The following is a 26,002-nucleotide window of genomic DNA, read 5'->3' as shown; positions in this document are numbered from 1 at the left end:
ATCTCTTAGTTTTCTACAACTTCAGAAACGTCTGGTTGCTTACCACTAATTTTCTCTTGTAAGTACTGGAATGCAACATAAAGGAAAGGAATAACGAATACTCCTAGAATAACTCCTAATACCATCCCTCCTGCTGTACCAATACTAATAGAGTGGTTACCTTGTGCTGACGAACCTTGAACGAACATCAAAGGAATTAGACCTGCTACGAAAGCAAATGATGTCATCAAGATAGGACGAAGACGTAAACGCGAAGCTTCTAATGCTGAGTCTACAATACTCATCCCCCCTTGTCTTTTCTGAACAGCAAACTCTACAATCAAAATTGCATTCTTCGCGAGCAGTCCGACCAGCATGATGAGCCCTACTTGCACATAAATATTATTAGCAATACCTACAGATCCTATGGCTAAGAATACTCCCATAATACCAACTGGTAGTGATAACAATACTACTAATGGTAAGATGTAACTCTCATACTGAGCTGAAAGAATAAAGTAGATAAACAAGATAGATAATCCAAAGATAAACACCATCTGTCCTCCAGATTTCTTCTCTTCTTTACTCAGTCCTAACCATTCAATACTATATCCTGAAGGTAATTTCTCTGCCGCTACTTTCTCTACTGCCGCCATCGCATCCCCTGTACTTGTACCAGGGTTGATAATACCATTTACAGCGATAGAATTAAATAAGTTATGACGACTGATAGCTTGTGGTCCATACACTTTCTCTAAGTGCGCTAAAGAACTAATCGGAATCATCTCTCCCGAACCAGCTGTCACATAGATAGTTTTAAAAGATTCTTCATCTGCTCTAAATTGAGCATCTCCCTGTACAAACACCTTAAACTGTTTACCAAAACGGTTAAAGTCATTTACTTGTGCTGATCCGTAGAATAACTGTACTGCACTCATCATATCACTTACTTCCACTCCGTGCATCTTTGCCTTCACAGGATCTACTACGATTTTATACATTGGGAAGTTTGCTTTAAACATTGTGAAGGCACTTAGCACTTCATCAGTCTCACTTAGATCTTGATTAAACTGATTTACAACATTTGCAAACTCTGTAATATCTCCACCACGTCTATCCTGAACTACCATCTCTAATCCATCAAAATCTCCAAATCCTGGAACTGTTGGGTTAGCAAACACATAGAAATCACCTTCTTTTAATGATGATAATTCTTGATTTAACTGTGCAATCAACTCATTGATGTCAGTTACCTCTCCTCTTTCTTCTAAAGCTTTAAAAGAAATGAATCCCATACCATAAGCTGGACTGGCTGCATTACCTAAAATGTTGAATCCTGAAATAGTGGTTACAGACTTAATAGCAGGGTTCTTTCTCATGATCTCATCCCCTTCTTTTAAGACCTGTGCTGTTCTATCAATAGATGACCCAGGAGGTAATGATAGAGCAAACATCGCAAATCCCTGATCTTCATTAGGAATAAACCCTTTAGGAGTTGTATTCATTAAGAATACCATTCCTACTATAGAACCTACTAGAATACAGAAACTCAATACTTTTCTTTTGATTAAGAAATGTACTCCTTTTATATATCTATTCGTTAATGCTGTAAATCCTGCATTAAACGATCTAAAGAACCTTCTCTTAAACCCATCTTTCTTTACCTCTCCCGTATGTTCTAAATCATGGTGATGATTCTTTAATAACAAGGCACATAAGGCAGGACTCAATGTCAAGGCATTTACAGCAGAAATCATAATCGCTATCGCAAGTGTATATGCAAATTGCTTATAGAATACTCCCACTGGTCCTTCCATAAACCCTACAGGTAAGAATACTGCTGACATTACTAAAGTAATCGAGATAATCGCTCCTGAGATTTCACTCATGGCCTTAGTAGTTGCCTCTTTGGCATCTAAGCCCTCGAGTTCCATCGTACTGTGTACTGCCTCTACTACTACAATGGCATCATCCACTACAATACCAATAGCTAGTACTAATGCAAACAACGTCAACATATTAATCGAGAACCCTAACATATTCAAGAAGAAGAAGGTACCGATTAATGATACTGGTACTGCTATCGCAGGAATAATAGTTGATCTAAAATCTTGTAAGAAGATATAAACAATAAGGAATACTAATAAGAATGCCTCTATTAATGTTGTTTTTACCTGATTTATAGATTCATCTAACTGTGTCTTATTAGCGAACGTTACATTGTATTTTAGCCCTTTTGGCAACTGAGGAGTTAATTCTTCTAATACCTTGTACACTTGAGTTTGAATCTCATTTGCATTAGATCCTTTTGTCTGGAACACAGCCATTGTTACAGCTTCTTGTCCATTGATTTTATTCTCCTCATCATACGCTACTGCACCAAACTCGATGCGTGCGATATCTTTTAAATAAAGTACATTACCACTTTTATCTGCCTGTACTACAATATTCTCGAATTGTTCAGGAGTATTATATTTACCTGGGTATGTCAATGTATATTGTACTGCTCCTCCTGCATTCTGACCTAAGTTACCTGCAGCTACTTCCATACTCTGACTTTGGATAGAACGCTCTACATCAGCAGGAGTTAATCCTCTATTTGCCAGTTTATGTGGATCTAGCCATATACGCATAGCATAATCCTTCTCACCGAATAGCTGTACGTTACCTACCCCTTTAATACGTTTTAACTCACGTACTAAGTTGATACGAGCATAATTCTGTACGAAGGTTTCATCATATAGAGCAGCATCCTCACTGATAAGGTCTACTACCATGATCATACCTCTCTGTTCTTTCTGAGTGATTACCCCCGCTTGTAATACCTCAGCAGGTAAGATACCTGTCACCTGAGCTACCCTGTTCTGTACGTTTACTGCCGCCTGATCAGGATCAGTTTCTAAATCAAAGAATACTGTGATAGCTGCTGTACCATCATTACTAGCTGTTGACTCTATATGAGTCATATTTTCTACCCCGTTAATTACCTCTTCTAAAGGAGTCACTACTGATTTCAATACTGTCTCAGCATTACCTCCCGGATAAGAAGCCATTACAGTTACACTCGGAGGTGCAATATCAGGGAACTGTGCCATAGGTAACTGTGTAAGTCCTACTGCCCCTAATATAACAATGATAAGAGATATAACTGTAGCTAATACAGGTCTATGTATTATCTTTTTAAGCATTTGATCTGTTTGTTTTAATTAAATAAAGAATCTTTGAGCCTACTTACTCGCTTGCTTTAGCAGTTTCTGTACTTGTATTACCTCCTGCATTTTTTGCTGCAGATAATACCGTCACAGTCATACCATCTTGCAGTTTATCTACTCCTGTTGTTACAAGGGTTTCTCCTTCTTTCACACCATCAGCGATAAAATAAGTATGCAAGTTCTTTCCGATAATTTTAAGTTGTCTTTGATCAACTGTATTGTCTTTATTCACTACATAAGCAAAGATCTTATCTTGTAAGTCTGCAGTAGCAGCTATAGGTACTTGTACAGCATCTTTATGTGTAGCCATAAGGTTCACAATACCTGTCCCTCCATTTCTCAATAAACGATCTGGATTATCAAATACTGCACGTACACTGATAGAATTAGTACCTGCATCGAACTCTCCATTGATTACATCTACCTTACCACTTATAGGATACTTATCTCCATTACTTAATTCTAATTCTATAGGCATCTTCAGTACATTCTCTGAACCACCATTCTCTTTTACTAGATTAAAGTAGTCTGCTTCTGTCAATGAGAAATAAGCGAACATCTGAGAGATATCAGACATCGTAGTTAGTTCCTCTACTTCACCAGCTGTCACTAAGTTTCCTACACGCTTAGTAATACGTCCTAAGAATCCATCTACAGGAGCCTTAATCGTACAGTAGCTTAAGTTTAACTTTGCTTCTGCCACAGCCGCCTCTGCCTGAGCCACGTTTGCTTTAGCGTTATCTAACACCGCTTGTGCAGTTTTTAACTGTATTGGAGATACAAAAGAATTATCTAATAAAGACTGTACTTTATCTTTTTCTAATTGAGCATTTACGAGAGCTGCCTGAGCTGCTTTTAGACTAGCATTTGCATTATTTAGTTGTATTTGATACGGTTGAGCGTCTATTAAGATTAATGCCTGCCCCTTCTTTACATAACTTCCTTCTTCTACAAGAATCTTATCAATATAACCCGAAGCTTGTGCACGTACTTCTACATTCACCCTTCCTTCTAACGATGCTGTATATTTTTTTAATACAAGAGCATCACCCTTCTCTACTACACTTGTTCTAACTTCTAATGAAGGCTGCCCTGCATCTCCTTCACTTGATTGCTTATTACAGCTAACGAAAAATACAGATAAACCAAATAATAGGCCTCCTAAAAACAAAACTTTCGTACTTCTATAAATTTTATTCATTTCTAACGCTTTTTACACAACAAAAATCAAAAATTATACCGCTCCTACTTCTAGAATTAGTTCGAAGCGTAAAAATTCGAACCTGAAACGTCAAAAGGGCTTACTTACCTGAATAAACTCTCTCTTATACTTACACATAGACACAAAAAAAGCTACTAATGTAGCTTTATGAATTTAACCAATTTTTAAGTAATGGTGCCTTCTCACGGCTTACGATTACCTCTCTCTGAGGATCTTTTACTAAGCCTATTTTTAATTTACCATTATAGTAGTTCTGTACATGCTCTATACTATCTACACTCACGATATGTTGTCTATTCGCTCTAAAAAATATCTCAGGTGACAGCTCTTCTTCTAACTCCTCTAAGGTCTGACTTACGATTACAGTAGTTTTATCCTTTAAAACTAGATGTGTAATCTTTAATTCTGAATAAATAAAATCAATCTCACCCACCTTCACAGTCTTAAAACCATCCTTATAAGGAATCAAAAAACGTGAACGATAAAATGCTTCTTTCTTGTGTAGGCTGCCAAGTATATCTTTAATCGAATCACTTAATACAGGAGAACTTCTAAGTGCTTTAAACTTATTCAATGCCTGCTCTAACTCTTCTTCCCTTACAGGCTTCATGATATAGTCTATACTATTCACCTTAAATGCTTTTAGAGCATACTCATCATAAGAAGTCGTAAATATCACAGGTGCTTTTATCTCTATCTGCTCGAATATCTCAAAACACAAACCGTCTTCTAATCTAATATCCATCATGATCAAGGACGGTTCCTCATGATGCTGTAACCATTCTATACATTCTTTTACACTTTCTACTACAGCTACGATTTCTATTGTAGAATCTAATACCTGCAATAAACGAGATAATTTATTAGCATTTCTTACCTCATCCTCTACGATCAAAACTTTCATCATGTATATTTTCTTTCTTAAGCTATTATTTCTAATTATTTATCATTCTTATTTAGTAACAAAGGCAACCTTACCACAAAATCTTTATCCGTTTTCTGAATAAGAACCTTGTGTTTACTTAGCAGACGGTAGCGTTCTTTAATATTTGTCAACCCTACTTTAGAAGAAGGTAAGGTTACGACTAACTCTTGAATATTATTGCGAATCACCACATAATCCTCTTCTACATAAATATCTATTCTCAGAGGACTCTCTTTAGAAGCACTATTGTGCTTCACAGCATTCTCTACTAATAACTGTATAGCGATGGGTGCCACATAGAAGTTTTTCTTATCCTCCTCTTGCACATTGATATTTAACTGTACTTTCGCCCCCATTCTTTCTTTGATTAAGTAAAAATAAGATTCTACGAAAGTCAACTCTTCTGACAGACTGATGGTGTTCTTTCTCACATTAGATAGCATATAACGATATACTAGTGATAAGTGATCTATAAACTTCACAGCGATATCCTGATCTTCTATTACTAACTCCGATAATGTACTAAAGTTATTAAATAAAAAATGAGGGTCTAGTTGCATCTTTAGTGATTCTAACTCTGACTGGCTTGCGATACGTTCTAGTTGTTCTGCTTTTAATTTAAGCTCTGCAGCATCTACCATGGACTTTTTCCAATTATTAATCAAAAAATAACCTGTGTGAATAGCACTGATAAAAATCCCTGTATTTAAACTAATGATTAATGACTGCCATAAATCTATCTTTGCCTCTAAATCTATTAACTCAAAAGACTCATAAGGAGATAGATAAACATACACAAAATTAATAGCAAAATACACTGTAAAGATAAATATAAGTAGTAAGAAGAACTGTACTACTACACGCATCACTGGTTGTTTATCCCAAGGCAAAAACTTGTTCAAAGCTCTACTCAACCAAAGGCTCACCTCTGTAATGGCCATACAGTATAGAAATAGAACAAAGGCTGACTCCCACATCTCTTCTACATCCATTCTGAACCAATCTGCGTCATAAGGATTAAGTAAAAAATGAGAGAATAAGTAAAGTAAAAAAACTAATGGCACTACCATTAATCGATAGTGTTTTAAAAACAGTGATTCCTCTTTTACTTTCTTGGTCGACATCTTCCTTAATTAAATTCTATAACAAAAGTAAATCTATATTTCCACATTTAGAACCTTACCTTACTCAAAATGATATATCCTATCTTGAAACGGAAAAATACTACACCTACTTGTATTCTTTATCCATATTACCCATTTTAATTTCCAAAAATCATGTAATTAATACGAAAAAAACACAATTAGACAAAATCAGCTAAGATTTACACAAATAACACATACCCATTTGCCAAATATATAATAACAAAAAAAGTAGTATAACATCCACTAGCTATACTACCTCTGGTAAAATGAAACAAAACAAATTATTTAATTAAAAGACACTTCTAACGCTAACATCTCAACTCTGTCAGACCTACTAACCTATTCTCAAAAAATTCTACAAAAGAATAATCTAATACACTAATCACACCTACCTCTTCTGATAATAATGCTGTTAATGTCTGTATATCATCTTGTAGGATATATTCTATATCTAAATCTGTATCTTCTAAGAGTTCTTCTACACTATCAATATCACAGTACTGATTCTCATCTAATAGTACAATAGCCCCTTTATGCTCTCCTATCAACAATTCTCCTATCAAGGTATGCTCATCCCATCGCCCTATAATAAAGATATACGAAGAGAAGATAGAGTCCTCATTCATCTCCTGAATAGACAATACATGATCTGTAGTAGTAAAAGTAAAGAAAGACACTGAAGCAACAGTTCTCATCAAAGCAGTATGGCTACTGACCAACAAAAAACGAAAGTAATCATCCGAAAAGTTATAAGTATGTCTTAAGCCATTTATCTCATGCTTAAAAAGCACATCAACTCCTGAATCTATCAGAAATCGATAACGTAAAAATTCATTCATAGTAGTTGTATTGGTTACCTTAAAATTAATCAATTTAAAGGTATCAAAACACTCCTAACTAAAAACATAACATTCTGATAACATTGATATTAAATCTAAAAATAAAATGTATAAAACGAAGAATGGGACAAAATAATTAATGAGCCTAAGGCTGATGATAGACCAATGCAACTATTAATAGATTATGATGAAAAAGGAAAAGTTATCTATCTATTATTATGTAGATACTTCTCTGATTCTGAGTTTAGAGCTATCGCTCCTGTCAAAACCATATCAGAGCCTAACTTCTCTCAACTCCTTAATAAATTTAAACAAACCACTAAATTCTAATTGATTATAACGAATCACTATATACCTCCCCTACTTCCTACACCCTCTTTTCTCCTATCTATTTTTTTACTACCTTTGCCTACAGTAAGGGCTTTGACTCAATGGTTATTATTGAGAATATTCTTCTATACAAATTCTAGTACATCTCACCAAAAAGAAAGCACAAACCACAGCTTTCAAAATCTCAATTTCAAAATTTTAACAAGTTTTTTAACATCATAAATTCACTACAAACCGAGCATTCATGCGGTCTCGGTTGTGGTTTGTTCGGAAGGTGTTCGGAAAACACCCCCTTTTTCCGAACACTTTGCAATGAACTTCCGAACAACGCTCAAACAACCTTCCCGAAAGCCTTGCTACCACTGACTTTATCGCGTGCTCTAAATCACTAAAAAACACTAATATGTTAATATTTTTAACAGCTGTGATTTGTCCTGTTTTTAGATTTTAGATTGGTTAAAATATTCTCATATTTAGAACTTACACAAGCATTACTCTGCTCTAAATCTATTAAAATAGATATACTTCATCTAACATTAAATTTCTCTAATCCTAAAAAATGGCTTGATTTATGATTTAGTTTTGCAATAAAATCAGAGCTATGAACATACTTTTAATAGAAGACGAAGTAAGTGTATCTAACTTCATTAGAAAAGGTCTAGAGGAGAGCCAACATCAAGTGGCTTTTGCCTACGATGGGATGATAGGATTACAACTAGCGATGGAACAAGAGTTTGATTTGATTATTCTAGATGTCATTCTTCCCTATATGAACGGATTCGAAATCTGTCAACAAATAAAAAAATACAAAGGAGATATTCCCATCCTCATGCTGACGGCATTATCTACGCTAAATGATAAGGTCAAAGGATTTAATATGGGGGCAGATGACTACCTTACGAAACCTTTTCACTTCGAAGAATTATTGCTGAGAATAAAGGCACTGACCCGTCGTAATACAATGGCTATGCCTACTCTAGAGTATAAAGCTGCGGATCTAATCATGAATACGTATAAAAAAACGGTTACGAGAGCAAATAAAGAAATCGTTTTAACCCAAAAAGAATATACCTTACTAGAATACTTCTTAGTAAATAAGAATAGGGTATTAACGAGGACACAGATAGCTGAGGCGGTCTGGGGTATCGGCTTCGATAGAGGGACGAACCTCATCGATGTGTATGTAAATTATGTGAGACGCAAAATAGACAAAGAGTACAACACACAACTGATACATACAGTTATCGGTATGGGGTATATACTAAAGGATGAATAAGCTTTTGGTTTTCAGTTAACGGTTAACGGTTCACAGTTTTCGGTCTACAGTTTTCGGTTTTGCCCTACGAACGTAATGTACTTAGATGGTGTAATAGCCTAATGATTAATACAATAGCCTAAACGGTTTCACAACATCACGACATCACAAAAAAACGATTTCACACCTTCACGGTTTCACTATTTCACAAAAAGACTATTTCACAAAAAAACAGAATAATGAAAATACGCAATAGACTTTCACTACAGTTCTCTGGCTTATTTGCAATTCTCTTATTGGGAGTGCTAATTGCAGTCTATTTTGTAGTATCTAGCCATTGGCAAAATACCTTCTTTAAACAATTAGAAGATCGCGCCTTCACAGTAGGCCATAACTATCTAGCAGAAGACAACTTCACTAAGGCAGAGTTCGATGAGGTCTTGCGCAAATATCCTCGTACATTACCTCTAGAGAAAATAAGAATCTATGATATTAATCTAGATCCAACCTTTATAGAAGAAGGGGATCTAAAATGGGATAAAAAGACACTAGAAGAGGTTATTGCAAAAAAGAAGATATACTTTAAACTTGATCAGGAGTACGTGGTAGGTATTTTCTATAGAGATAATTCTGGGGACTTTATCGTGATGGCTAAAGCAACTAATGAAAAAGGAGTAGCAGCATTACAACAGTTAAGAACAGTTATGCTGATCAGTCTAGTGATTGCCTTACTTATTACTTTTTTCCTCTCGCGTTTATTCGCTGGTTATTTTCTAATCCCGATTACCAGAATTAATAAGTACTTCGCGAAGAAGAATATAAATACTTTATTTCAGCCCATCCCTACACAGGATATGTCAAAAGACGAGATACGTACGTTAAGCGAGACTATTAATGATCTCTTTAATCGAGTACAAGAATCCTTTGACAACCAACAGGCATTCGTGTCTCATGCTTCACATGAGTTAAAAACACCTATCGCCTCTCTTATGGGGAATGCTGAGATAGCGCTACGTCAGAGCAGAACAGAACAGGAGTACGTAAAGGTGCTACAAGGAGTGGTGAACGATGCGATACACATAGATCAGATGATCAATAATCTATTGGCATTATCACAACTAGACAGTTCTATGTATCCATTACATAGACATGCTTTTGAAGAATTCTGGTGGACGATGATAGACCACCTTATAGCAGCTCAGAAAGACTTAAACCTAAACCTGACCATCAGCACAGAAGAAGACTTACACGAGCTATTCTTTAATGGCAACGGCAACTTATTAGAGCTAGCCCTTTCTAATATTATATTGAATGCCAACAAGTTTTCTCACAATGCACCTATAGAAGTAACACTGGATACTGATACCCGCAATATCATTATTATAGTAGAAGATAAAGGCATTGGGATAAAAAAAGAGGATCTAGATAAACTATTTCTTCCTTTTTACCGTTCTAGTAATGCATTTGGGATAAAAGGAACTGGACTAGGTCTATCGTTAGCTTCTAAAATAGTACAATTGCACAAAGGCACATTGACCATAGAATCAGAACTAACAGTAGGTACTAAAGTGACCTTAATGATTCCGAAACTGCATCAATAGTAGTCATCTCAATCATTATCTAAATTATAATTCAACCTAACAGCGAGTATAAGATTCTATACTCACTGTTTTTTTATTTCTCATTTCCTTCCCTTATAATCTACTTCCTTGTTCTCTTATCCTCCATACAATCTGTTCCCCGTTCCCATGTTCCCTTATTTCCTTTTTCTCACATTAAAATTTTCTAATCTCCTTTTAATCCCCTATTCACATCTCTTTAAGACCGTCCTAATTATCGTGAAATAAGTTTGCCTTGTTAAAAAGAAAGTAAAAAAATAGACAAGAATTTATTTTATGCATATCACTAAAAGATCATTGTTATCCCTAGCTTTAGTACTGTCAGCGACAGTGACTAGCTATGCACAGGATAAAAAAGCACCTATCGTGGTGAGAGATGCGGAAACGCTAATTCCGCTACCTGGCGTGACTATCGAAGACATTACAAATGATAAAGTAGATATTACTTTAGACAATGGACAATTCGAATTAGACAATACAGACTTAAAAGAGATAAAACTACGCCTAACTTATATCGGATATACAGATAAAGAAATAACAATAAAGGTGGGAGATTATCCTTCATTTATAGACTTAGATGTAGAGGATAACTTACTAGAAGGAATTGTCGTAACAGGATATACTAAACAGTCTCGTTCTAAAACAACAGGAGCTGTCAGTAAAATAGAAGCTCAAGCGATCAATAAATCACAAGTGAGTTCTATGGATCAAGCCTTACAAGGACAAGTACCTGGATTATATGTAGCTTCTCCTTCTGGGCAACCTGGCACTCCTGGTAGGGTGACTATCCGAGGTATCGGTTCTCTTCAGGATGAGAACACAAATCCTCTTTATGTATTAAATGGAATGCCTATCTCTCCTGCTACATTCTCTGCTCTGAATCCTGAAGACTTTGAAGATATCACTGTTCTAAAAGATGCAGCGGCTACTGCTCAGTATGGTTCTAGAGGAGCTAATGGGGTGATCGTAATCACTTCTAAGAAAGGGGCACATGACTCTGATGGATTAAGGGTAACTTATCAAACTCAATACGGGTATTCTGAAGCCAATAACAGCAAATGGGATATGATGAATACGAACCAACGTCTTCAGTTCGAAGAAATGCTTCAAGACCAAGACTTACCTGGATGGGCATATTCTAGAAACAACCCTTATAAGACAGTAAATGGTGTACAGGTAGCTAAGACAGATGTTGATTACATAGAAGGAGATAGACGATTAGCAGAGATTAGACAGACTAATATTGATTGGAAAAAGAAATTAATGAGAAGAGGGATTAATCAATCTCATAACTTAAGCTTCCAAGGGGGCGATGATAAGACTCAACACTATACTTCATTAAACTACTTCAAACAAGATGGTGTATTATACAACTCAGGGATAGAAAAGTTCAATGTGAATAGTAATATTCACCATAAGTCTGGTAGATTAAGTACTAACTTCTTCATCAACTTAGCGAATATTAATAGTCAAACTTCGGAGTCTGACTTTGACGTAAGTGAGACAAATCCTGTAGCTTCTATGTACTTCGCATTACCTTATGAGAATCCGTATGATGAAGATGGAAAGCTTACTCCTGGTACGAATAGATTTGGTACAAATGCTTTAGCAATGTATAACGATGTTAGCCGAAGAGAAAAACAGCAGAAAGGTATATTAGCAGGTAACTTTGCTTTTGATATTACAGATGACTTTAAATTGACTAGTACAATAGGGGTTGATTATACCAAACTAAGTAATACACATATCATCAAACCTGATACGTACTTCGGAGATCTAGTAGAAGAAGGTGGTAAAGGAATGTATAGTCAAGGTGATCAGACTAACATCGGGCTAATGGCTAACTTCGGGGCTAACTATAAATACAGGTGGGATGCACACGAGATAGAAGCGATAGCCTTAATGGAGATGAATAGACAGAAGTATAACTATCACGGCTTTACAGGATATGGGTTAATAGATGGGCTAGACCATACCGCAGGTGGTATCACACCAGGTACACCTGAGAATGACTTCATTCCTAAGATAGAAGGTAGAGCTTCTGAGAACTTGTTACTTTCTCAAGTTGCTTTAGTGAGATACTCATATGAGAACAGATTTACGTTGTCTACGAGCTTAAGAAGAGATGGTTCATCACGTGTACCTCGTAATAACAGATATAAGTACTTCTATGCTGTGGGAGGTAGTTGGAATATGAAGACAGAAGACTTTATGCAGAATATAGATGTTATCTCTATGGCACGTTTACGCGCTAGTTATGGGTTAACAGGTAATGCTAATGGCTTCGCTAGTGACTTCGGGTACCGCCGTCTTTATGGCCCTGGACAATACAACGGAGGTACTGCACTTAACCCTATAACACCAGGGAACAATCAGTACAACTGGGAGATGAATAAGATTCTAGACTTAGGGGTAGAGTTCGGTTTATTTGAAAACAGATTAATCGGAGAAATAGACTTCTATAACCGTATTACGAGTGATTTATTCTTAGATAGATCTCTTTCTAGTACATCAGGGTTTGAATCCATAGCAGATAATATGGGTAAAATTCGAAACCGTGGTATTGAGTTAAAACTGTCTGGAGATGTGGTAAAAAGTGGAGACTTCACCTTTAACTTAGGAGTTAACTTTGCTTATAACAAGAATAAAATCTTGAGCCTAGGAGATGAGGATGAAATCATCACAGAAGACTACTCTATCCATCAAGTCGGCAAGCAAATAGGACATTTCTATATGGTGAAATGGGCTGGTGTAGATCAGCAAACAGGTGCTCCACTCTATTATGACAAAGAAGGTAATATCACGACTACTTATGATCCTGATAATGCTGTATTAGTTAAAGGAGGGTTTGACCCTGCTATCAAAGGAGGGTTTACAACTAACTTTAAATACAAAAACTTAGAAGTAAGCGCCTTATTCTCTTTTATTAAAGGAATGTATAGACTTAACACAGGAGAGTTTTACAGAACATCCGCAGACCAAACTTACCGTATCTATAACCAGTCTACAAGTATGTTAGATATGTGGCAAAACCCTGGTGATGTCAGCGATAATCCTAGTGCAAAATACGCTCGTTATATGACTGATAGAGAGCTACAAAAAGCAGATTACTTAAAACTTAGAAACTTAAGTGTAAACTATAGATTTAAAGACTTCGGTAAATGGAATAAAATAGTGAAAGAGATCAATATATTCGCTCAAGGGCAAAACCTATTGACTTGGACAAATTTCAAAGGACAAGATCCTGAAGATGACAACAACTGGTACCAATATGAATACCCATTACCACGTACCATCACAGCAGGTGTAAAAGTAATTTTTTAAAGCAATGACAATGAGAACAACCATATATAAAATCAGTGCAATACTATGCTTAGCATTAGGAGCTATTAGTTTCCAGAGTTGTGATAGTATGCTAGATATAGACCCTAAAGATGCTGTAAATGAAGAACATATTTACAGTTCGGTTAAGCAATTTGAGTTTGGAGTATTAGGAGCTTATACAGAGCTAAACCTAGAATACAATACCTTAATCGGTTCGATCATGGCAGATGATTGTAAACTAGCTCCTAGTAATGCTGGGGTAAACTCTTATGCTGTCAATCTTAACCGATGGACTTTTAGCGCAGACGATGACCTTCTACAACAGATATGGATAGATTACTACCACAGCGTGTACAAGATTAACACACTACTAGAAAACATCCATAAAGTGCCTACTAGCAATGAGGCTGAAGTAGAAAAACTAAAGGAACTAAAGAGTGAATTACACGGTCTAAGAGCTTTAATACACTTCGAACTACACCGTATGTTTGGACAGTCTGAATACTTAGGGATGACAGCTTATACAATCCCTTATAAGACGAGTTCTGATGTATATGGGAAGCCAGGTAAACAAACAATACAAGACTTCTATAAACAACTAGAGAATGATCTAGTGGAAGCAGAACAGCATATTAATAAAGATACCACTATTCGCTTAAGTCAAGATGCTATCTTAGCTTTAACTGCACGTGTGGCATTATATTCACATGACTATACAAAAGCAGAAAGATATAGTACTCTGCTAATTAATAAATATCCACTAGCAACGGCAAAAGAGTTTGAAGGAATATGGGAGGACACTTCTAATGCTGAGGTTATTTTTAAACTGAAGCGCAACAATGATGACAACATTAGACCTAACATATTCTGGTATGACTTCAGCAATGGTAAAACACTGTACTATGCTTCACAGAAGCTAAGAGATCATTTTGACTCAGAAAATGACCAAAGGTATGAACACTTCTTCGGTATAGAAGATGATGCAGTCATCAGTAAATATGATGGTAGCGCATTCAACGATCGTATTAATGATTACAAAGTATTTCGCATCAGTGAAATGTATCTTATACGCGCAGAAGCATATCTAAAACTAGGTAATAATACCAGTGCTACTAATGATATTAATACGCTTAGAGACAATAGAATTAAAGATAATACTCACTTTACTACTGTGACGCTACAGGATGTATTACAAGAGCGTTTCTTAGAATTATCCTTCGAAGGACATCGCTATTTTGATTTAAAAAGATTAGGCTTGCCATTAGAAAGAGATTCACGTGATCTAGCAGTAGATACTGATAACACGATAATTAATGCTTTTGATGAATACTATCAACTACCTATTCCACAAAAAGAAGTACAAGCTAATCCAGCGTTAAAATACTAATACTAAAAAAGGCTATTCCTAAACAGAATAGCCTTTTTCATTTACAATAAACCTCGATTCATACTCTAAAGTATAAATCAACAATAGCAGGCCCCCACCTGCTATTGTTTTCGAAACAAACTAACCGTTATATCTGTATATTTTGACTTAATAATAACTTATCATATACAGTTACAACTTCTACATTAATTCCCCCAAACTAATGTATTTTTATATATTCGTCTTGGTGTTGCTCTAAAGCAAAACGCAATTCTTCAATAACTTCTTCCTTTAGTCTTTCTGGTGAAACGACTTTCACATATTTACCAAACTTCATGATTTGTTGCTTCAACTCATAATTTGGTTTTACTAATAAAGTAGCTAAAATACGTTCTCCACATACACTCTCTGTAATTACCTGAGATGAGTGAAGTGGGCAAGAATTTAAAACAGCTCTTTGACTCTTATCAAATGAAAGGACTACTTCATGAACATCTTGATCGGTAAAGTTTAAGCCTATAATTTCACTAAACTTAGTTCTAGCTGACTCTGAGCATCCTTTAAAACGTTCGTTCTCAATCATCACATCTGATATAGTATCTAAAAAGTAAGTATGGTAATCATTATCTTCTAACGCAACAACATACCACGCATCTTCAAATTCTTTAAACAGTATAGGTGCTATTTTCACACGATATGGCTCTCCTTCTGACTGATTAGTATAAGTAAAAGATATTTTTTGATTTTTCGTCATTGCTGTATAGATCATTCTAATCGTATCTATTGGCAATACTCCTTTCTTAGATACTGGATCGATATAAGTAGAAGCTGACTCCCTAGATCCATTACTCGAATTAAGTATATCTGTAGTTACCAGATCTTTTAAATGTAATAAAACTTGATTTGCTCTTGCCAAATATTTAGGAGCAATATAATACCCTTTTTTAGCATTATCTAGTGATACCTCTACCCCAAACTCTGTAGACAAGTCACTAAGTGCGCGATACAGTGTACGTTCACTAATATCAATGTCATAACTTGCTAAGTACTCTAAAAGCTTTTCCCGCGAAGGATAATGATTTTGATTCAGGTAATTTAATACCAAAAAATAATAGCGTAATTTCTTCATTTTAACCCCAATTAAAATTAAGTGATAGTTGTGTTTTTTATAAATAACTAAATTAGCTTTTTTCTCTAATAAAAAAAACTATCTAATTGGGATACAAAAGTAATCCTATTATAATACAAGGTATTCAAAAATTGGGTGAAAGTGTCTTTTTTCTTAGTTAAGCCCAGTAATCTCAATTTGAGAATAGTTGAAATATTTATTCATAACCAGCTACTTCAACTATGTATTAACACATTTATAAATAGCTTAAATCAGGCAACGATAAGGTTATTTGATTACACCTTTATTAATAAAAATAGCGTCTATTTTAAATATAGACGCTATGGGGACACTCTAAATTCTTAGCTAGCCAACACTCTACTAGAAATTGCATCACAAGTTATACAACTCACAATATGCACGTTCTATACTAAGTATGGTTGATAGTAATGATACTTCTATACAATGTTCGCTCCTAATTAAAAAACAATTCGCTCATCTAAAAGAACATTACAAACATATTAATTTACCAATCTTCATAATCTAAAAAAAAGTAAAGCAAGTAATTTATTGAGTAAAGAAACTACTAACCACAATATACAGGTATAAAAAAGGAGTCACTTTACCCATGACTCCCTCTTCTTATACTATATAACTCAGATACTATCTCACTAGATAAATACCATCTTCTTTTATCTCTATCTTCTTCTCTTTATAAAGAGTTCCTATTGCCTTTTTAAAGGTCTTTTTACTCATGTTTAGAACTGTCTTGATATCTTCTGGATGACTATTATCATTCAGCCCTAAGAAACCTCTGTTGTGCTCTAATTCTCTGATAATAATTGTAGCACTGTCTACTACTCCATCAAAACCTAATTTGTTTCTACTAACGTCTATTTTTCCATCAGGACGAATAGATTTAATATACCCTATGATACGATCTCCTGTGTGTAACTCTTCAAACACTTCATTCTTATACATAAGACCAGCGTGTTTTTCATTGATAATTACATTAATACCTAAATCTGTAATATGAGATACAACTAGTTCTACTTCTTCTCCTTCTTCTACAGTAATATCCTTATTATCGACAAACTGCTTTAATTTACTAGAACCTACCAATCGCTTACTTTGATCATCAAGATACATATAGATCAGATATCTATTCCCTTCTTTCATAGGACGGGCTTGTTCTCTAAATGGAACGAACAAATCCTTTTCTAACCCCATATCCATAAAGGCTCCATATTCATTAATGTAGCTTACTTTTAATAACGCAAACTCATTTACATATATTTTAGGCTCTAAAGTAGTAGCTACTGGTCTTTCTTCTTGATCTAAGTAAACAAAGACAATCATCTCATCTCCAACTCTAATATTCTCAGGTTCGTATTTACTAGGTAAAAGAATATCTGTTTCACCATCTGTTAAATAAAGTCCAATACCCGCTAAACGAGCAACCTTTAATTTATTATCATCTCCTATTTTAATCATATTCTTGTATATCTTTTATATTGTGAACTTAAGTTCACTTTTACTTTAATTCTAAGTCAAAAATGTCCTTCAATACCTCTACTTCAGGATTAATCTCTATAAAATGTTGGTACTTATCTTTTGAGTCTAATACTCTCTTAACTAGCTTAATCTCTTCGTTTACAGTAATATTTAATTCAATTGCAAAGTTCTGTAATTTTTTGCGAAGGTAATTAACCAAGTCATACTTATTCTCTTCAAAACTCAATTTAGAACCCTCATTTGGCAATTCTAATTCAATACGAGCTTCATACAAAGTAGGTTGAGCCATTCGCATTAAAGAAGCCATTAGCATTAATCCTGCTCTAGTCAAACGATCTATATAATAGTTCCATTCTCCCATTAACTGATCATAGGTAAAAGCCTGTTTAGGTAAGTCATCAGGGTTAATTACAACTTTTTCTAGAGACGAAGCCAACTCTTTTCTGTTTCGAATACTAGTCAATGATAAGGCAGAAGCTCTTTTAGGTTGTTCTGCTATAGGATTAGTATTACTTTCTATATTGAGTGACTGATTATTTAATGACTCCCTTTCCTGAGGTTGTACTAGATGATTTGACTCAACAGTTTGAGCTCCTTGAGGAGCAACCGTATTATCATATTGATTATTTACACTTTGAGTATAACCTCCTTGCTCTACTACAGGTGCATTATTAGGCACTTGTATATTTTGACCTAATTGGTGAATACTATTTACCTCTTGTACAGGTGTATTTTTACTTACACTTGCCAAAGCATTTAACTCATCTAAATTACTTGTAAATTGTCTATTATGAAGTAATTCTTTAAGCGCTAAAGCTGGTATTATAAATTGTTTATCTTTTTTTTTTCGCCTTCAAAAGATAAAGACGCTAACTGCATTAGACACAATTCTACTAGTAATCTCTGGTTTTGACTTGATTTATACTTTAAATCACAATCATTCGCTATCTCTATAGCTTGTAACAAGAAAGGCATTGAAGTTTGTTGTGACTGATTGTAAAACAATTGTTTGCCATGATCTCCAATCTCTAATAGATTGATTGTCTCAGGTGTTTTACAAACCATCAAATCTCTAAAATGAGAAGCCAGTCCAGAAACAAAATGATGTCCATCAAATCCTTTAGATAAGATATCATTATACGCTAGTAATAATGCAGGAATATTATTCTGTAAAACAAAATCAGTGATACGAATATAATATTCAAAGTCTAATACATTAAGATTTTCAGCAACAGCTTGTCTTGTTAAGTTTCTACCACAATAAGAAACAACTCTATCAAATATAGATAATGCATCACGCATAGCACCATCAGCTTTCTGCGCTATAATACGCAAGGCATCATCCTCAAAGTTGATTCCTTGACTTCTAGCAACATCAGCTAAGTGATTAGCCGCATCAGCAATAGTGATTCGTTTAAAATCAAATATCTGACATCTAGATAAGATAGTTGGTATGATCTTATGCTTCTCGGTAGTTGCTAATATAAAAATAGCATGACGAGGCGGTTCTTCTAATGTTTTTAAGAAAGCATTAAACGCTGCAGAAGATAGCATGTGCACCTCATCTATAATATACACCTTATACTTTCCAGTCTGTGGTGGTATACGCACTTGATCAATAAGACTTCTGATATCATCCACTGAGTTATTAGACGCAGCATCTAATTCAAATACATTAAATGCAAAGTCCTCATTTGGATCATCATATCCCTCTTGGTTTATCTTTCTAGCTAAAATACGAGCACATGTCGTCTTACCTACTCCTCTAGGTCCTGTAAATAACAAAGCCTGTGCTAAGTGATTACTCTCAATAGCATTAACTAGAGTACTTGTAATAGCTTGTTGGCCTACTACATCTCTAAATGTTTGGGGTCTATATTTTCGGGCAGATACGATAAATTGTTCCATAGGTCTCTTATTAACGCAAAGGTAGTTTATTTTTTAGAATACAGAAATTATTCTCTTAACTCAGCAGGGAAAAACTCATCTTTACCTATCTTGTTTGACCACTGTTTTCTAAGTTCATTTAAGTGAATAGGCTTATGAGGCTCTCTGCTTTCTAACTCAAAAGTATAAAACAAATACTGTAACTGTACTTCTATATAAAAGTCATCCAAATAAAGTTCTGGATGATACTCCGACTTCAAATCTAAACTGAATGTTCGGGCGGCAGTATTAGACCAAAAAGCCTTCCACCCACTTTTAAACTCCTTAATCAATTTATATACAGTCTGTCCTGTCTGACGATCAATAAGCTTAATCAGCACTTTCCCATCATTACGAGACAGTTTCTTTAATCTCGCTGTAAACTGTTCTTCTAGATATTTCTGAGAGCGTTTTATATATTTACGCTTATCACTATTACTAGTCATCTTATCTAGGTTTGCATTAAGAATCACTAGATTCTCTGCTGTTGCCTTTGCATAAGGATATACTCTACGCAATCTATTGCGAAGAATAACCATATCACGTCGATACTTCTCGTCTTTAATATCTACCCCAATATAAATCTCAGGAATAGTATATTCCTGTATAGTATCTCCTTCTATTATGAGTTCATGCGGTATCTCTGGTACTTCAACTAGCTTCTTATCTTGTGCAATAAGGTATTGCACAAAAAACACAAAACTAATTACTAAAAGCTTTTTCATAACCTAAATTATACTCCAAAATTATCTCTTTTTGTTGAGTAATAATAATAGTATTAGGTAAATTAGCAAAAAAATAAAATCATGAGTACAAAGACAATTCTAGATGACAGTTCACTAGCTTTTTTAGAAACATATTTAAATAACCCATCTCCTACTGGACATGAGTCAAATAACCAAAAGACTTGGATGGAATATCTAAAACCTTATGTAGACACTTTTATTACAGACACTTATGGTACTGCTGTAGGAATAATCAATCCTGATGCTCCTTATAAAGTTGTGATAGAAGGACACGCTGACGAAATCTCTTGGTACGTTAAGTATATCACTGAAGAAGGTTTTATTCACGTAGTTAGAAATGGTGGTAGTGATCACATGATCGCCCCTTCTAAACGAGTACATATCCATACTAAAAAAGGAATTGTAGAAGGTGTATTCGGATGGCCTGCTATACACATCAGAAATAGAGCTGGAAAAGAAGAATCTCCAAAAATAGAAACAAACTTTATTGACCTAGGATGTGACTCTAAGGCTGAAGTAGAAGCATTAGGAGTACATGTAGGTTGTGTGATTACATACCCTGACACTTTCACTATCTTAAACAATAATCGTTTTGTATGTCGTGCTATTGACAACAGAATGGGTGGTTTTATGATTGCACAAGTAGCTCGTTTATTAAAGGAGAATAACAAGGCACTACCTTTTGGACTTTATATCGTAAACGCAGTTCAAGAAGAAGTAGGATTAAGAGGTGCTGAAATGATCACACAAACGATTAAACCTAATGTAGCTATCGTAACAGATGTTTGTCATGATTCTAATACACCGATGGTAGACAAGAATATCGAAGGGGATAATAAGATTGGTAGAGGTCCTGTAGTAGGATATGCTCCTGCTATCCAAAATAACTTAAGAGAGTTAATCGAAGAAACAGCTGAGTATAACAATATTCCTTTCCAACGCAATGCCATGAGCAGAGTAACAGGTACAGATACAGATGCCTTTGCTTATAGCAATGGAGGTGTTGCTTCAGCACTTATCTCTCTTCCTCTAAGATATATGCATACTACAGTAGAGATGGTTCACAGAGATGATGTTGAAAACACAATCAAACTAATCTACGAAACACTACTTAAAATAGAGAATAACGAAACTTTTTCGTACTTTAAATAACATAGTAAGGCAGCCATTCGCTGCCTTATTTTTTATGAATTATCTACCAATTTTATACAAACAAATCAAAGGAATATGATTAAATCCTCTATCTTTGAATAAAAATACATTTAGATAATGTCCAATTACAATCGCAACAAAAATAAAGTTGCAAAACTAAATACAAACTTAACTCTTGCACAAATCATTGAGCAAGCAGGTACCAATCCAGAATATAGAATTGTATTTTACAATCGTTTTTTAAAAGATGATATTTATGTGCTCGTTGAAAAAGGAGCTTTAGAAGGTAAGACTGATGGTAGCATGGATCCTACACCTCCTATTATTGCTTTTGAGAACAACTGTATTCCTGTATTTACACATCCAGATAGAATATACGATGGTAGTGCTATACATCAAGAAATGGATTATATGAAAGTAAGAGGAAATGACTTCTTAGAAATGACACTAGGAGCTACTATCATTGTCAATCCTTTTTCTAAAGTATACAAAGAATTAGTCGTAGAAGAAATAGCAGAAATGCTGAACGGTAGTATATTCAACACCTTAAGTAGCCCTGTATTAAAAGCTCAGATGAATGTAAAAATAGGAGCACCAGAGACTGAACCTACTGTTTTATTAGAAGAGTTAAAAACTGCCTTTTCTGAGCACGAACTTATTAATGCAGCTTATATCGGTTGGACATTTAATGAGATCTTAGACAAAAATGCTCACTATGTATTCGCAATAGAGTGCGCTAAAGAATTAACTGATTTTAAAGAAGTAGCAGATTTAATATCTAACTTCTGTAAACCTCATTTAACGAAAGAGGAATATATAGATATCATTAAATTAGAAAAGAATGGAAACTTTAGCGATTATTTCTATAATCACGCCACTCCTTTCTACACAAAATAACAAACAATGGCAAAGGAAGCTAAATTCACTCCTATTGACTTAGAGTCATGGAACAGGACTCCTTACTATGAATATTACCGAAATATTCTAAAGACAAAATATACGGTAAGTATTAAAATAGAAATTACAGAAGTATTCAGTCTATACAAAAGTAAAGGATACAAGTTCTTTCCTACCTTCTTATATATCATCATGAAAGCACTTAACAACAGTGAGGAGCTTCGCACTTGTATACATGAAGGTCAACTAGGCACATGGAATTTTTTAGCCCCACAATACACCCTCTTTCACGAAGATGACAAAACATTTTCTGATTTATGGAGTGAACACGCTGATGACTTTAAAGCTTTTCACCACAATATCATCTCTGATATCGAGAAGTACAAGGATGTTAAAGGAATAAAGATAAAAGAAGGTCTACCTGCTAATTTTGTTCCCATCTCTTGCGTTCCTTGGATCAGCTTTGAGAGCATTAGTCAAGACACTTCTCATGACTCTGATTTTTTAAAACCAATTATTCGTTTTGGCAAGTATTATCAAGAGCATGATAAGGTTTTAATACCATTATCTATTTACGTCAATCATGCTATAGCAGACGGATATCACACTTCCATGTTCTTACAAGACATACAAGATATCGCAAACGATGCTAGAAACTGGATATTATAAGGATTATCTCTACAAGAGGTAATCCTTTTTTTATTTCCTCCCTACTTCAATAAACCTCATTATCAAACAACTACCCTATCAATCCCTTCATAGTCTCTGTTAATTTATCCTTCTTAGACAAATAACCCCCTTGTCGCGTATATAATTAGTGTACTTTTGCCGATTCTAAAATTTTTAATATATGCCACAACAACATAAGAATAGTTTTTTCTTTTTAGTATATCTAGTAGGGTTAAGTATCATAGGGTTTTTAGCAACAGATATGTACTTACCAGCATTTGACAAGATGCGTATTGATCTTGACACCACTAAAAGTAATATTAGCGCTACCTTAAGTTTATTCCTTGCTGGATACGCTATCGCACAACTAATGTGGGGACCAATATCTGACAAAGTCGGTAAACCAAAAACCATTATAATAGGTCTTAGTATATTCACTATTTCCTCTTTAGCAATTTTCTTTACAGATAGCGTAATCGCCTTTATCGTATTAAGACTAATACAAGCTATCGGAGTATGTGCTGCTGCTGTTAGCTGGCAAGCCTTAGTTATAGAAAAATATCCTTCTAGCGAGACGAATAAGGTATTTGCATCTATTATGCCTTTAGTAGCCCTATCACCTGCTCTAGCGCCTTTATTAGGAGTATACTTATTAGATCATTTCGGATGGAGATCTATCTTTATCACATTAGCAATTATATCTGTTCTTCTGATTTTATACACTTTCACTATAAAAGAAGAAAAGAAAGTAGAAGAAACAGTACAAGTTGAAGCAAAGAGTATTTCTTATTTCGAAATACTTAAGTCAAAAAAATACGTAGGTAATGTACTTATCTATGCATTGTGCTCTGCTGCCTTCTTTGCATGGCTGACAGGATCACCTTTCTTCTTAAAAGAAATGGGATACAATGAAAGCGAAATAGGCTTTAGTTTTGTACCTCAGACCATTGCCTTCTTAGTAGGTGGCTTTGGATACAGAACATTATCTTCTAGAGTAAATGGAGACGTATTAATGCCTTTCTTTATAGCATTATTTGTTATCGCTATTAGTTCACTTACAGCATTAGCAGTGTTTACTACTCCTACCCTGACTACCTTATTAATCCCGTTTTGTTTAATGGCTTTTGTCAATGGAGCATCATACCCTATTGTAGTCTCAGAAGCTTTAAAGCTATACCCTAATAACTCAGGTAAAGCAGCTGCTCTGCAAAACACTATTCAATTAGGAATGTGTTTTATCGCTAGCTCCATAGTTTCTCTATTTACAGAAGACGCTTTATTTACTACTGTATTAGTTATGACCGGAACTATTCCACTAATATACATAGCCTACCGATTGACAAAAAGTTCAAAATAATAGACACAAAAAAAGGAACCTAAATATTTAGGTTCCTTTTTTTTATATATTCTATCTACATATTATGCGTTAGATACATCTACAGTAGTTGCTTCTGCAATTTGTTTGTAAGTACCATTCTCTAACTTCTCGCGGATAGCTTCATAAGCTTTTAATGTCTCATCGATATCCTCTTTAGTATGAGTTGCTGTAGGAATCATTCTCAATAAGATAATTCCTTTAGGAATAACTGGATAAACAACGATTGATAAGAAAATATTATAGTTCTCTCTCAAGTCATTTACCATAACCATTGCCTCAGGAATACTTCCTTCTAAGTACACAGGAGTAACACAAGTATTTGTATCACCGATGTTGAATCCTCTGTCTTTTAATCCATTCTGAAGTAAGTTAACATTCTCCCATAACTTCGCTTTTAACTCAGGATTAGTTCTTAAAAGCTCTAAACGTTTTAATGCTCCTTTAGTGAAAATCATTGGTAATGATTTTGCGAACATTTGAGAACGTAAATTATATTTTAAATAATCAATAATATCTTTATCTGCTGCTACGAAAGCTCCGATAGAAGCCATAGACTTAGCAAAAGTAGAGAAGTACACATCGATACCATCTTGACATCCTTGCTCCTCACCTGCTCCTGCTCCTGTAGCACCTAGAGTACCGAATCCATGAGCATCATCAACTAATAAACGGAAGTTGTATTTCTCTTTAAGAGCTACTATTTCTTTTAATTTACCTTGTTGACCTCTCATACCGAATACCCCCTCAGTGATCACTAAGATACCTCCACCTGTAGTTTCAGCCATTTTAGTTGCTCTCTCTAAGTTCTTTTCGATACTTTCGATATCATTGTGTTTATAAGTAAAACGTTTACCCATATGTAAACGAACACCATCAATAATACAAGCGTGAGAATCTACATCGTATACGATTACATCATTCTTCGTTACTAAAGCGTCGATGATAGAAACCATCCCTTGGTAACCAAAGTTTAATAAATAAGCTGCTTCTTTTTGTACGAATGCTGCTAATTCATTTTGTAATTGCTCGTGCATTGTAGTATGTCCAGACATCATACGAGCACCCATTGGATAAGCTGCTCCATATTCAGCAGCTGCTTCAGCATCTACTTTTCTAACTTCTGGGTGATTAGATAAACCTAAATAATCATTGATACTCCAGTTAATAACTTCTTTTCCATGAAACATCATACGATTTGACAAAGGTCCCTCTAGCTTAGGAAACACATAATATCCTTCTGCTTGAGATGCCCATTTTCCTAAAGGCCCTTTATTTTTCTGTATTCTGTCAAATAAATCGTTTACCATAATATAACTATGTTTAAAAAAACAATTGCAAAAATAATGATATTTTGTATGCTTTCATAATAAATAGGGAACTATTTGAACCGAAACC

The 26,002-nt window shown here is 34.8% G+C and carries 20 protein-coding genes; 9 read left to right on the top strand and 11 right to left on the bottom strand.

The genetic code is table 11. From position 1 onward, the window contains the following. Positions 1-5: 5 nt before the first annotated feature. From BK054_RS11605 to BK054_RS11585, 5 genes are all read right to left on the bottom strand, one after another. Positions 6-3,167 (bottom strand): efflux RND transporter permease subunit, encoded by a 3,162-nt coding sequence (locus BK054_RS11605; protein WP_006259358.1) that lies wholly within the window; start codon positions 3,165-3,167, stop codon positions 6-8. Positions 3,168-3,210: 43 nt separating this feature from the next. Continuing rightward, on the bottom strand, positions 3,211-4,392 hold the full coding sequence (locus BK054_RS11600; RefSeq protein WP_006259359.1) for an efflux RND transporter periplasmic adaptor subunit: 1,182 nt from the start codon (positions 4,390-4,392) through the stop codon (positions 3,211-3,213). 166 nt (positions 4,393-4,558) lie between these two features. Further along, positions 4,559-5,320 (bottom strand): LytR/AlgR family response regulator transcription factor, encoded by a 762-nt coding sequence (locus BK054_RS11595; RefSeq protein WP_081048726.1) that lies wholly within the window; start codon positions 5,318-5,320, stop codon positions 4,559-4,561. Between the two features lie 32 nt (positions 5,321-5,352). After that, positions 5,353-6,462 (bottom strand): sensor histidine kinase, encoded by a 1,110-nt coding sequence (locus tag BK054_RS11590; RefSeq protein WP_071307268.1) that lies wholly within the window; start codon positions 6,460-6,462, stop codon positions 5,353-5,355. A gap of 329 nt (positions 6,463-6,791) precedes the next feature. After that, the gene (locus BK054_RS11585; protein ID WP_006259362.1) at positions 6,792-7,322 is read right to left on the bottom strand and encodes a hypothetical protein; all 531 of its coding nucleotides are present in this window, start codon (positions 7,320-7,322) and stop codon (positions 6,792-6,794) included. A 165-nt stretch (positions 7,323-7,487) separates the two neighbouring features. On the opposite strand from BK054_RS11585, the gene BK054_RS18455 reads away from it, so the two are divergent. The 5 genes from BK054_RS18455 (at position 7,488) to BK054_RS11565 (ending at position 15,237) form a co-directional block, all read left to right on the top strand. Beyond that, positions 7,488-7,652: a hypothetical protein gene (locus tag BK054_RS18455; RefSeq protein WP_198032302.1), complete on the top strand. Its 165-nt coding sequence runs from the start codon at positions 7,488-7,490 to the stop codon at positions 7,650-7,652. Between the two features lie 601 nt (positions 7,653-8,253). Then, the gene (locus tag BK054_RS11580; protein ID WP_006259369.1) at positions 8,254-8,928 is read left to right on the top strand and encodes a response regulator transcription factor; all 675 of its coding nucleotides are present in this window, start codon (positions 8,254-8,256) and stop codon (positions 8,926-8,928) included. Positions 8,929-9,146: 218 nt separating this feature from the next. Beyond that, positions 9,147-10,508, top strand: coding sequence for a sensor histidine kinase (locus BK054_RS11575; protein ID WP_071307267.1), 1,362 nt, complete (start codon positions 9,147-9,149; stop codon positions 10,506-10,508). A 294-nt stretch (positions 10,509-10,802) separates the two neighbouring features. After that, entirely contained in the window at positions 10,803-13,850 is a 3,048-nt protein-coding gene (locus BK054_RS11570; RefSeq protein ID WP_071307266.1) for a SusC/RagA family TonB-linked outer membrane protein, read from the top strand. A 10-nt stretch (positions 13,851-13,860) separates the two neighbouring features. Next, positions 13,861-15,237, top strand: a complete 1,377-nt coding sequence (locus BK054_RS11565; RefSeq protein WP_230456713.1) for a RagB/SusD family nutrient uptake outer membrane protein — start codon at positions 13,861-13,863, stop codon at positions 15,235-15,237. A gap of 199 nt (positions 15,238-15,436) precedes the next feature. Here the strand turns inward: BK054_RS11565 and BK054_RS11560 are convergent, their stop codons facing one another. The 5 genes from BK054_RS11560 to BK054_RS11540 form a co-directional block, all read right to left on the bottom strand. Beyond that, positions 15,437-16,345: a helix-turn-helix transcriptional regulator gene (locus tag BK054_RS11560; RefSeq protein ID WP_006259373.1), complete on the bottom strand. Its 909-nt coding sequence runs from the start codon at positions 16,343-16,345 to the stop codon at positions 15,437-15,439. A 642-nt stretch (positions 16,346-16,987) separates the two neighbouring features. Further along, a complete protein-coding gene (locus BK054_RS11555) occupies positions 16,988-17,818 on the bottom strand; it encodes a S1 RNA-binding domain-containing protein (RefSeq protein ID WP_006259374.1) in 831 nt (276 codons plus the stop codon). A 40-nt stretch (positions 17,819-17,858) separates the two neighbouring features. Next, positions 17,859-18,590 (bottom strand): hypothetical protein, encoded by a 732-nt coding sequence (locus BK054_RS11550; protein WP_071307265.1) that lies wholly within the window; start codon positions 18,588-18,590, stop codon positions 17,859-17,861. A gap of 71 nt (positions 18,591-18,661) precedes the next feature. Beyond that, on the bottom strand, positions 18,662-19,747 hold the full coding sequence (dnaX, locus tag BK054_RS11545; RefSeq protein ID WP_006265032.1) for a DNA polymerase III subunit gamma/tau: 1,086 nt from the start codon (positions 19,745-19,747) through the stop codon (positions 18,662-18,664). A 47-nt stretch (positions 19,748-19,794) separates the two neighbouring features. Further along, the gene (locus BK054_RS11540; protein WP_071307264.1) at positions 19,795-20,490 is read right to left on the bottom strand and encodes a DUF4294 domain-containing protein; all 696 of its coding nucleotides are present in this window, start codon (positions 20,488-20,490) and stop codon (positions 19,795-19,797) included. A gap of 81 nt (positions 20,491-20,571) precedes the next feature. Here BK054_RS11540 and BK054_RS11535 point away from each other — a divergent pair, with 81 nt between their 5' ends. The 4 genes from BK054_RS11535 (at position 20,572) to punC (ending at position 24,586) form a co-directional block, all read left to right on the top strand. After that, the gene (locus BK054_RS11535) at positions 20,572-21,663 is read left to right on the top strand and encodes a M42 family metallopeptidase (protein WP_006259378.1); all 1,092 of its coding nucleotides are present in this window, start codon (positions 20,572-20,574) and stop codon (positions 21,661-21,663) included. A gap of 117 nt (positions 21,664-21,780) precedes the next feature. Next, positions 21,781-22,560 carry an enhanced serine sensitivity protein SseB gene (locus tag BK054_RS11530; RefSeq protein ID WP_071307263.1) on the top strand — a complete coding sequence of 260 codons (780 nt, stop codon included), beginning with the start codon at positions 21,781-21,783 and terminating at the stop codon, positions 22,558-22,560. A gap of 6 nt (positions 22,561-22,566) precedes the next feature. Beyond that, positions 22,567-23,229, top strand: coding sequence for a chloramphenicol acetyltransferase (locus tag BK054_RS11525; protein ID WP_006259380.1), 663 nt, complete (start codon positions 22,567-22,569; stop codon positions 23,227-23,229). Between the two features lie 181 nt (positions 23,230-23,410). Further along, the gene (punC, locus tag BK054_RS11520) at positions 23,411-24,586 is read left to right on the top strand and encodes a purine nucleoside transporter PunC (RefSeq protein ID WP_006259381.1); all 1,176 of its coding nucleotides are present in this window, start codon (positions 23,411-23,413) and stop codon (positions 24,584-24,586) included. A 62-nt stretch (positions 24,587-24,648) separates the two neighbouring features. Here punC and BK054_RS11515 read toward each other — a convergent pair whose 3' ends face one another. Then, positions 24,649-25,914 carry an aminotransferase class I/II-fold pyridoxal phosphate-dependent enzyme gene (locus tag BK054_RS11515; RefSeq protein WP_006259382.1) on the bottom strand — a complete coding sequence of 422 codons (1,266 nt, stop codon included), beginning with the start codon at positions 25,912-25,914 and terminating at the stop codon, positions 24,649-24,651. Between the last annotated feature and the right edge of the window lie 88 nt (positions 25,915-26,002).

The sequence above is a fragment of the Myroides sp. ZB35 genome, assembly GCF_001865835.1.
In the GTDB taxonomy this organism is placed as follows: domain Bacteria; phylum Bacteroidota; class Bacteroidia; order Flavobacteriales; family Flavobacteriaceae; genus Flavobacterium; species Flavobacterium odoratimimum.
This window is presented reverse-complemented; position numbering and strand designations above follow the sequence as displayed.

Excerpts from the sequence above, each read along its gene's own strand:
- BK054_RS11605 (WP_006259358.1), bottom strand. The coding sequence starts at position 3,167 with ATGCTTAAAAAGATAATACATAGACCTGTATTAGCTACAGTTATATCT.
- BK054_RS11600 (WP_006259359.1), bottom strand. The coding sequence starts at position 4,392 with ATGAATAAAATTTATAGAAGTACGAAAGTTTTGTTTTTAGGAGGCCTA.
- BK054_RS11595 (WP_081048726.1), bottom strand. The coding sequence starts at position 5,320 with ATGATGAAAGTTTTGATCGTAGAGGATGAGGTAAGAAATGCTAATAAA.
- BK054_RS11590 (WP_071307268.1), bottom strand. The coding sequence starts at position 6,462 with ATGTCGACCAAGAAAGTAAAAGAGGAATCACTGTTTTTAAAACACTAT.
- BK054_RS11585 (WP_006259362.1), bottom strand. The coding sequence starts at position 7,322 with ATGAATGAATTTTTACGTTATCGATTTCTGATAGATTCAGGAGTTGAT.
- BK054_RS18455 (WP_198032302.1), top strand. The coding sequence starts at position 7,488 with ATGCAACTATTAATAGATTATGATGAAAAAGGAAAAGTTATCTATCTA.
- BK054_RS11580 (WP_006259369.1), top strand. The coding sequence starts at position 8,254 with ATGAACATACTTTTAATAGAAGACGAAGTAAGTGTATCTAACTTCATT.
- BK054_RS11575 (WP_071307267.1), top strand. The coding sequence starts at position 9,147 with ATGAAAATACGCAATAGACTTTCACTACAGTTCTCTGGCTTATTTGCA.
- BK054_RS11570 (WP_071307266.1), top strand. The coding sequence starts at position 10,803 with ATGCATATCACTAAAAGATCATTGTTATCCCTAGCTTTAGTACTGTCA.
- BK054_RS11565 (WP_230456713.1), top strand. The coding sequence starts at position 13,861 with ATGAGAACAACCATATATAAAATCAGTGCAATACTATGCTTAGCATTA.
- BK054_RS11560 (WP_006259373.1), bottom strand. The coding sequence starts at position 16,345 with ATGAAGAAATTACGCTATTATTTTTTGGTATTAAATTACCTGAATCAA.
- BK054_RS11555 (WP_006259374.1), bottom strand. The coding sequence starts at position 17,818 with ATGATTAAAATAGGAGATGATAATAAATTAAAGGTTGCTCGTTTAGCG.
- dnaX (WP_006265032.1), bottom strand. The coding sequence starts at position 19,747 with ATGGAACAATTTATCGTATCTGCCCGAAAATATAGACCCCAAACATTT.
- BK054_RS11540 (WP_071307264.1), bottom strand. The coding sequence starts at position 20,490 with ATGAAAAAGCTTTTAGTAATTAGTTTTGTGTTTTTTGTGCAATACCTT.
- BK054_RS11535 (WP_006259378.1), top strand. The coding sequence starts at position 20,572 with ATGAGTACAAAGACAATTCTAGATGACAGTTCACTAGCTTTTTTAGAA.
- BK054_RS11530 (WP_071307263.1), top strand. The coding sequence starts at position 21,781 with ATGTCCAATTACAATCGCAACAAAAATAAAGTTGCAAAACTAAATACA.
- BK054_RS11525 (WP_006259380.1), top strand. The coding sequence starts at position 22,567 with ATGGCAAAGGAAGCTAAATTCACTCCTATTGACTTAGAGTCATGGAAC.
- punC (WP_006259381.1), top strand. The coding sequence starts at position 23,411 with ATGCCACAACAACATAAGAATAGTTTTTTCTTTTTAGTATATCTAGTA.
- BK054_RS11515 (WP_006259382.1), bottom strand. The coding sequence starts at position 25,914 with ATGGTAAACGATTTATTTGACAGAATACAGAAAAATAAAGGGCCTTTA.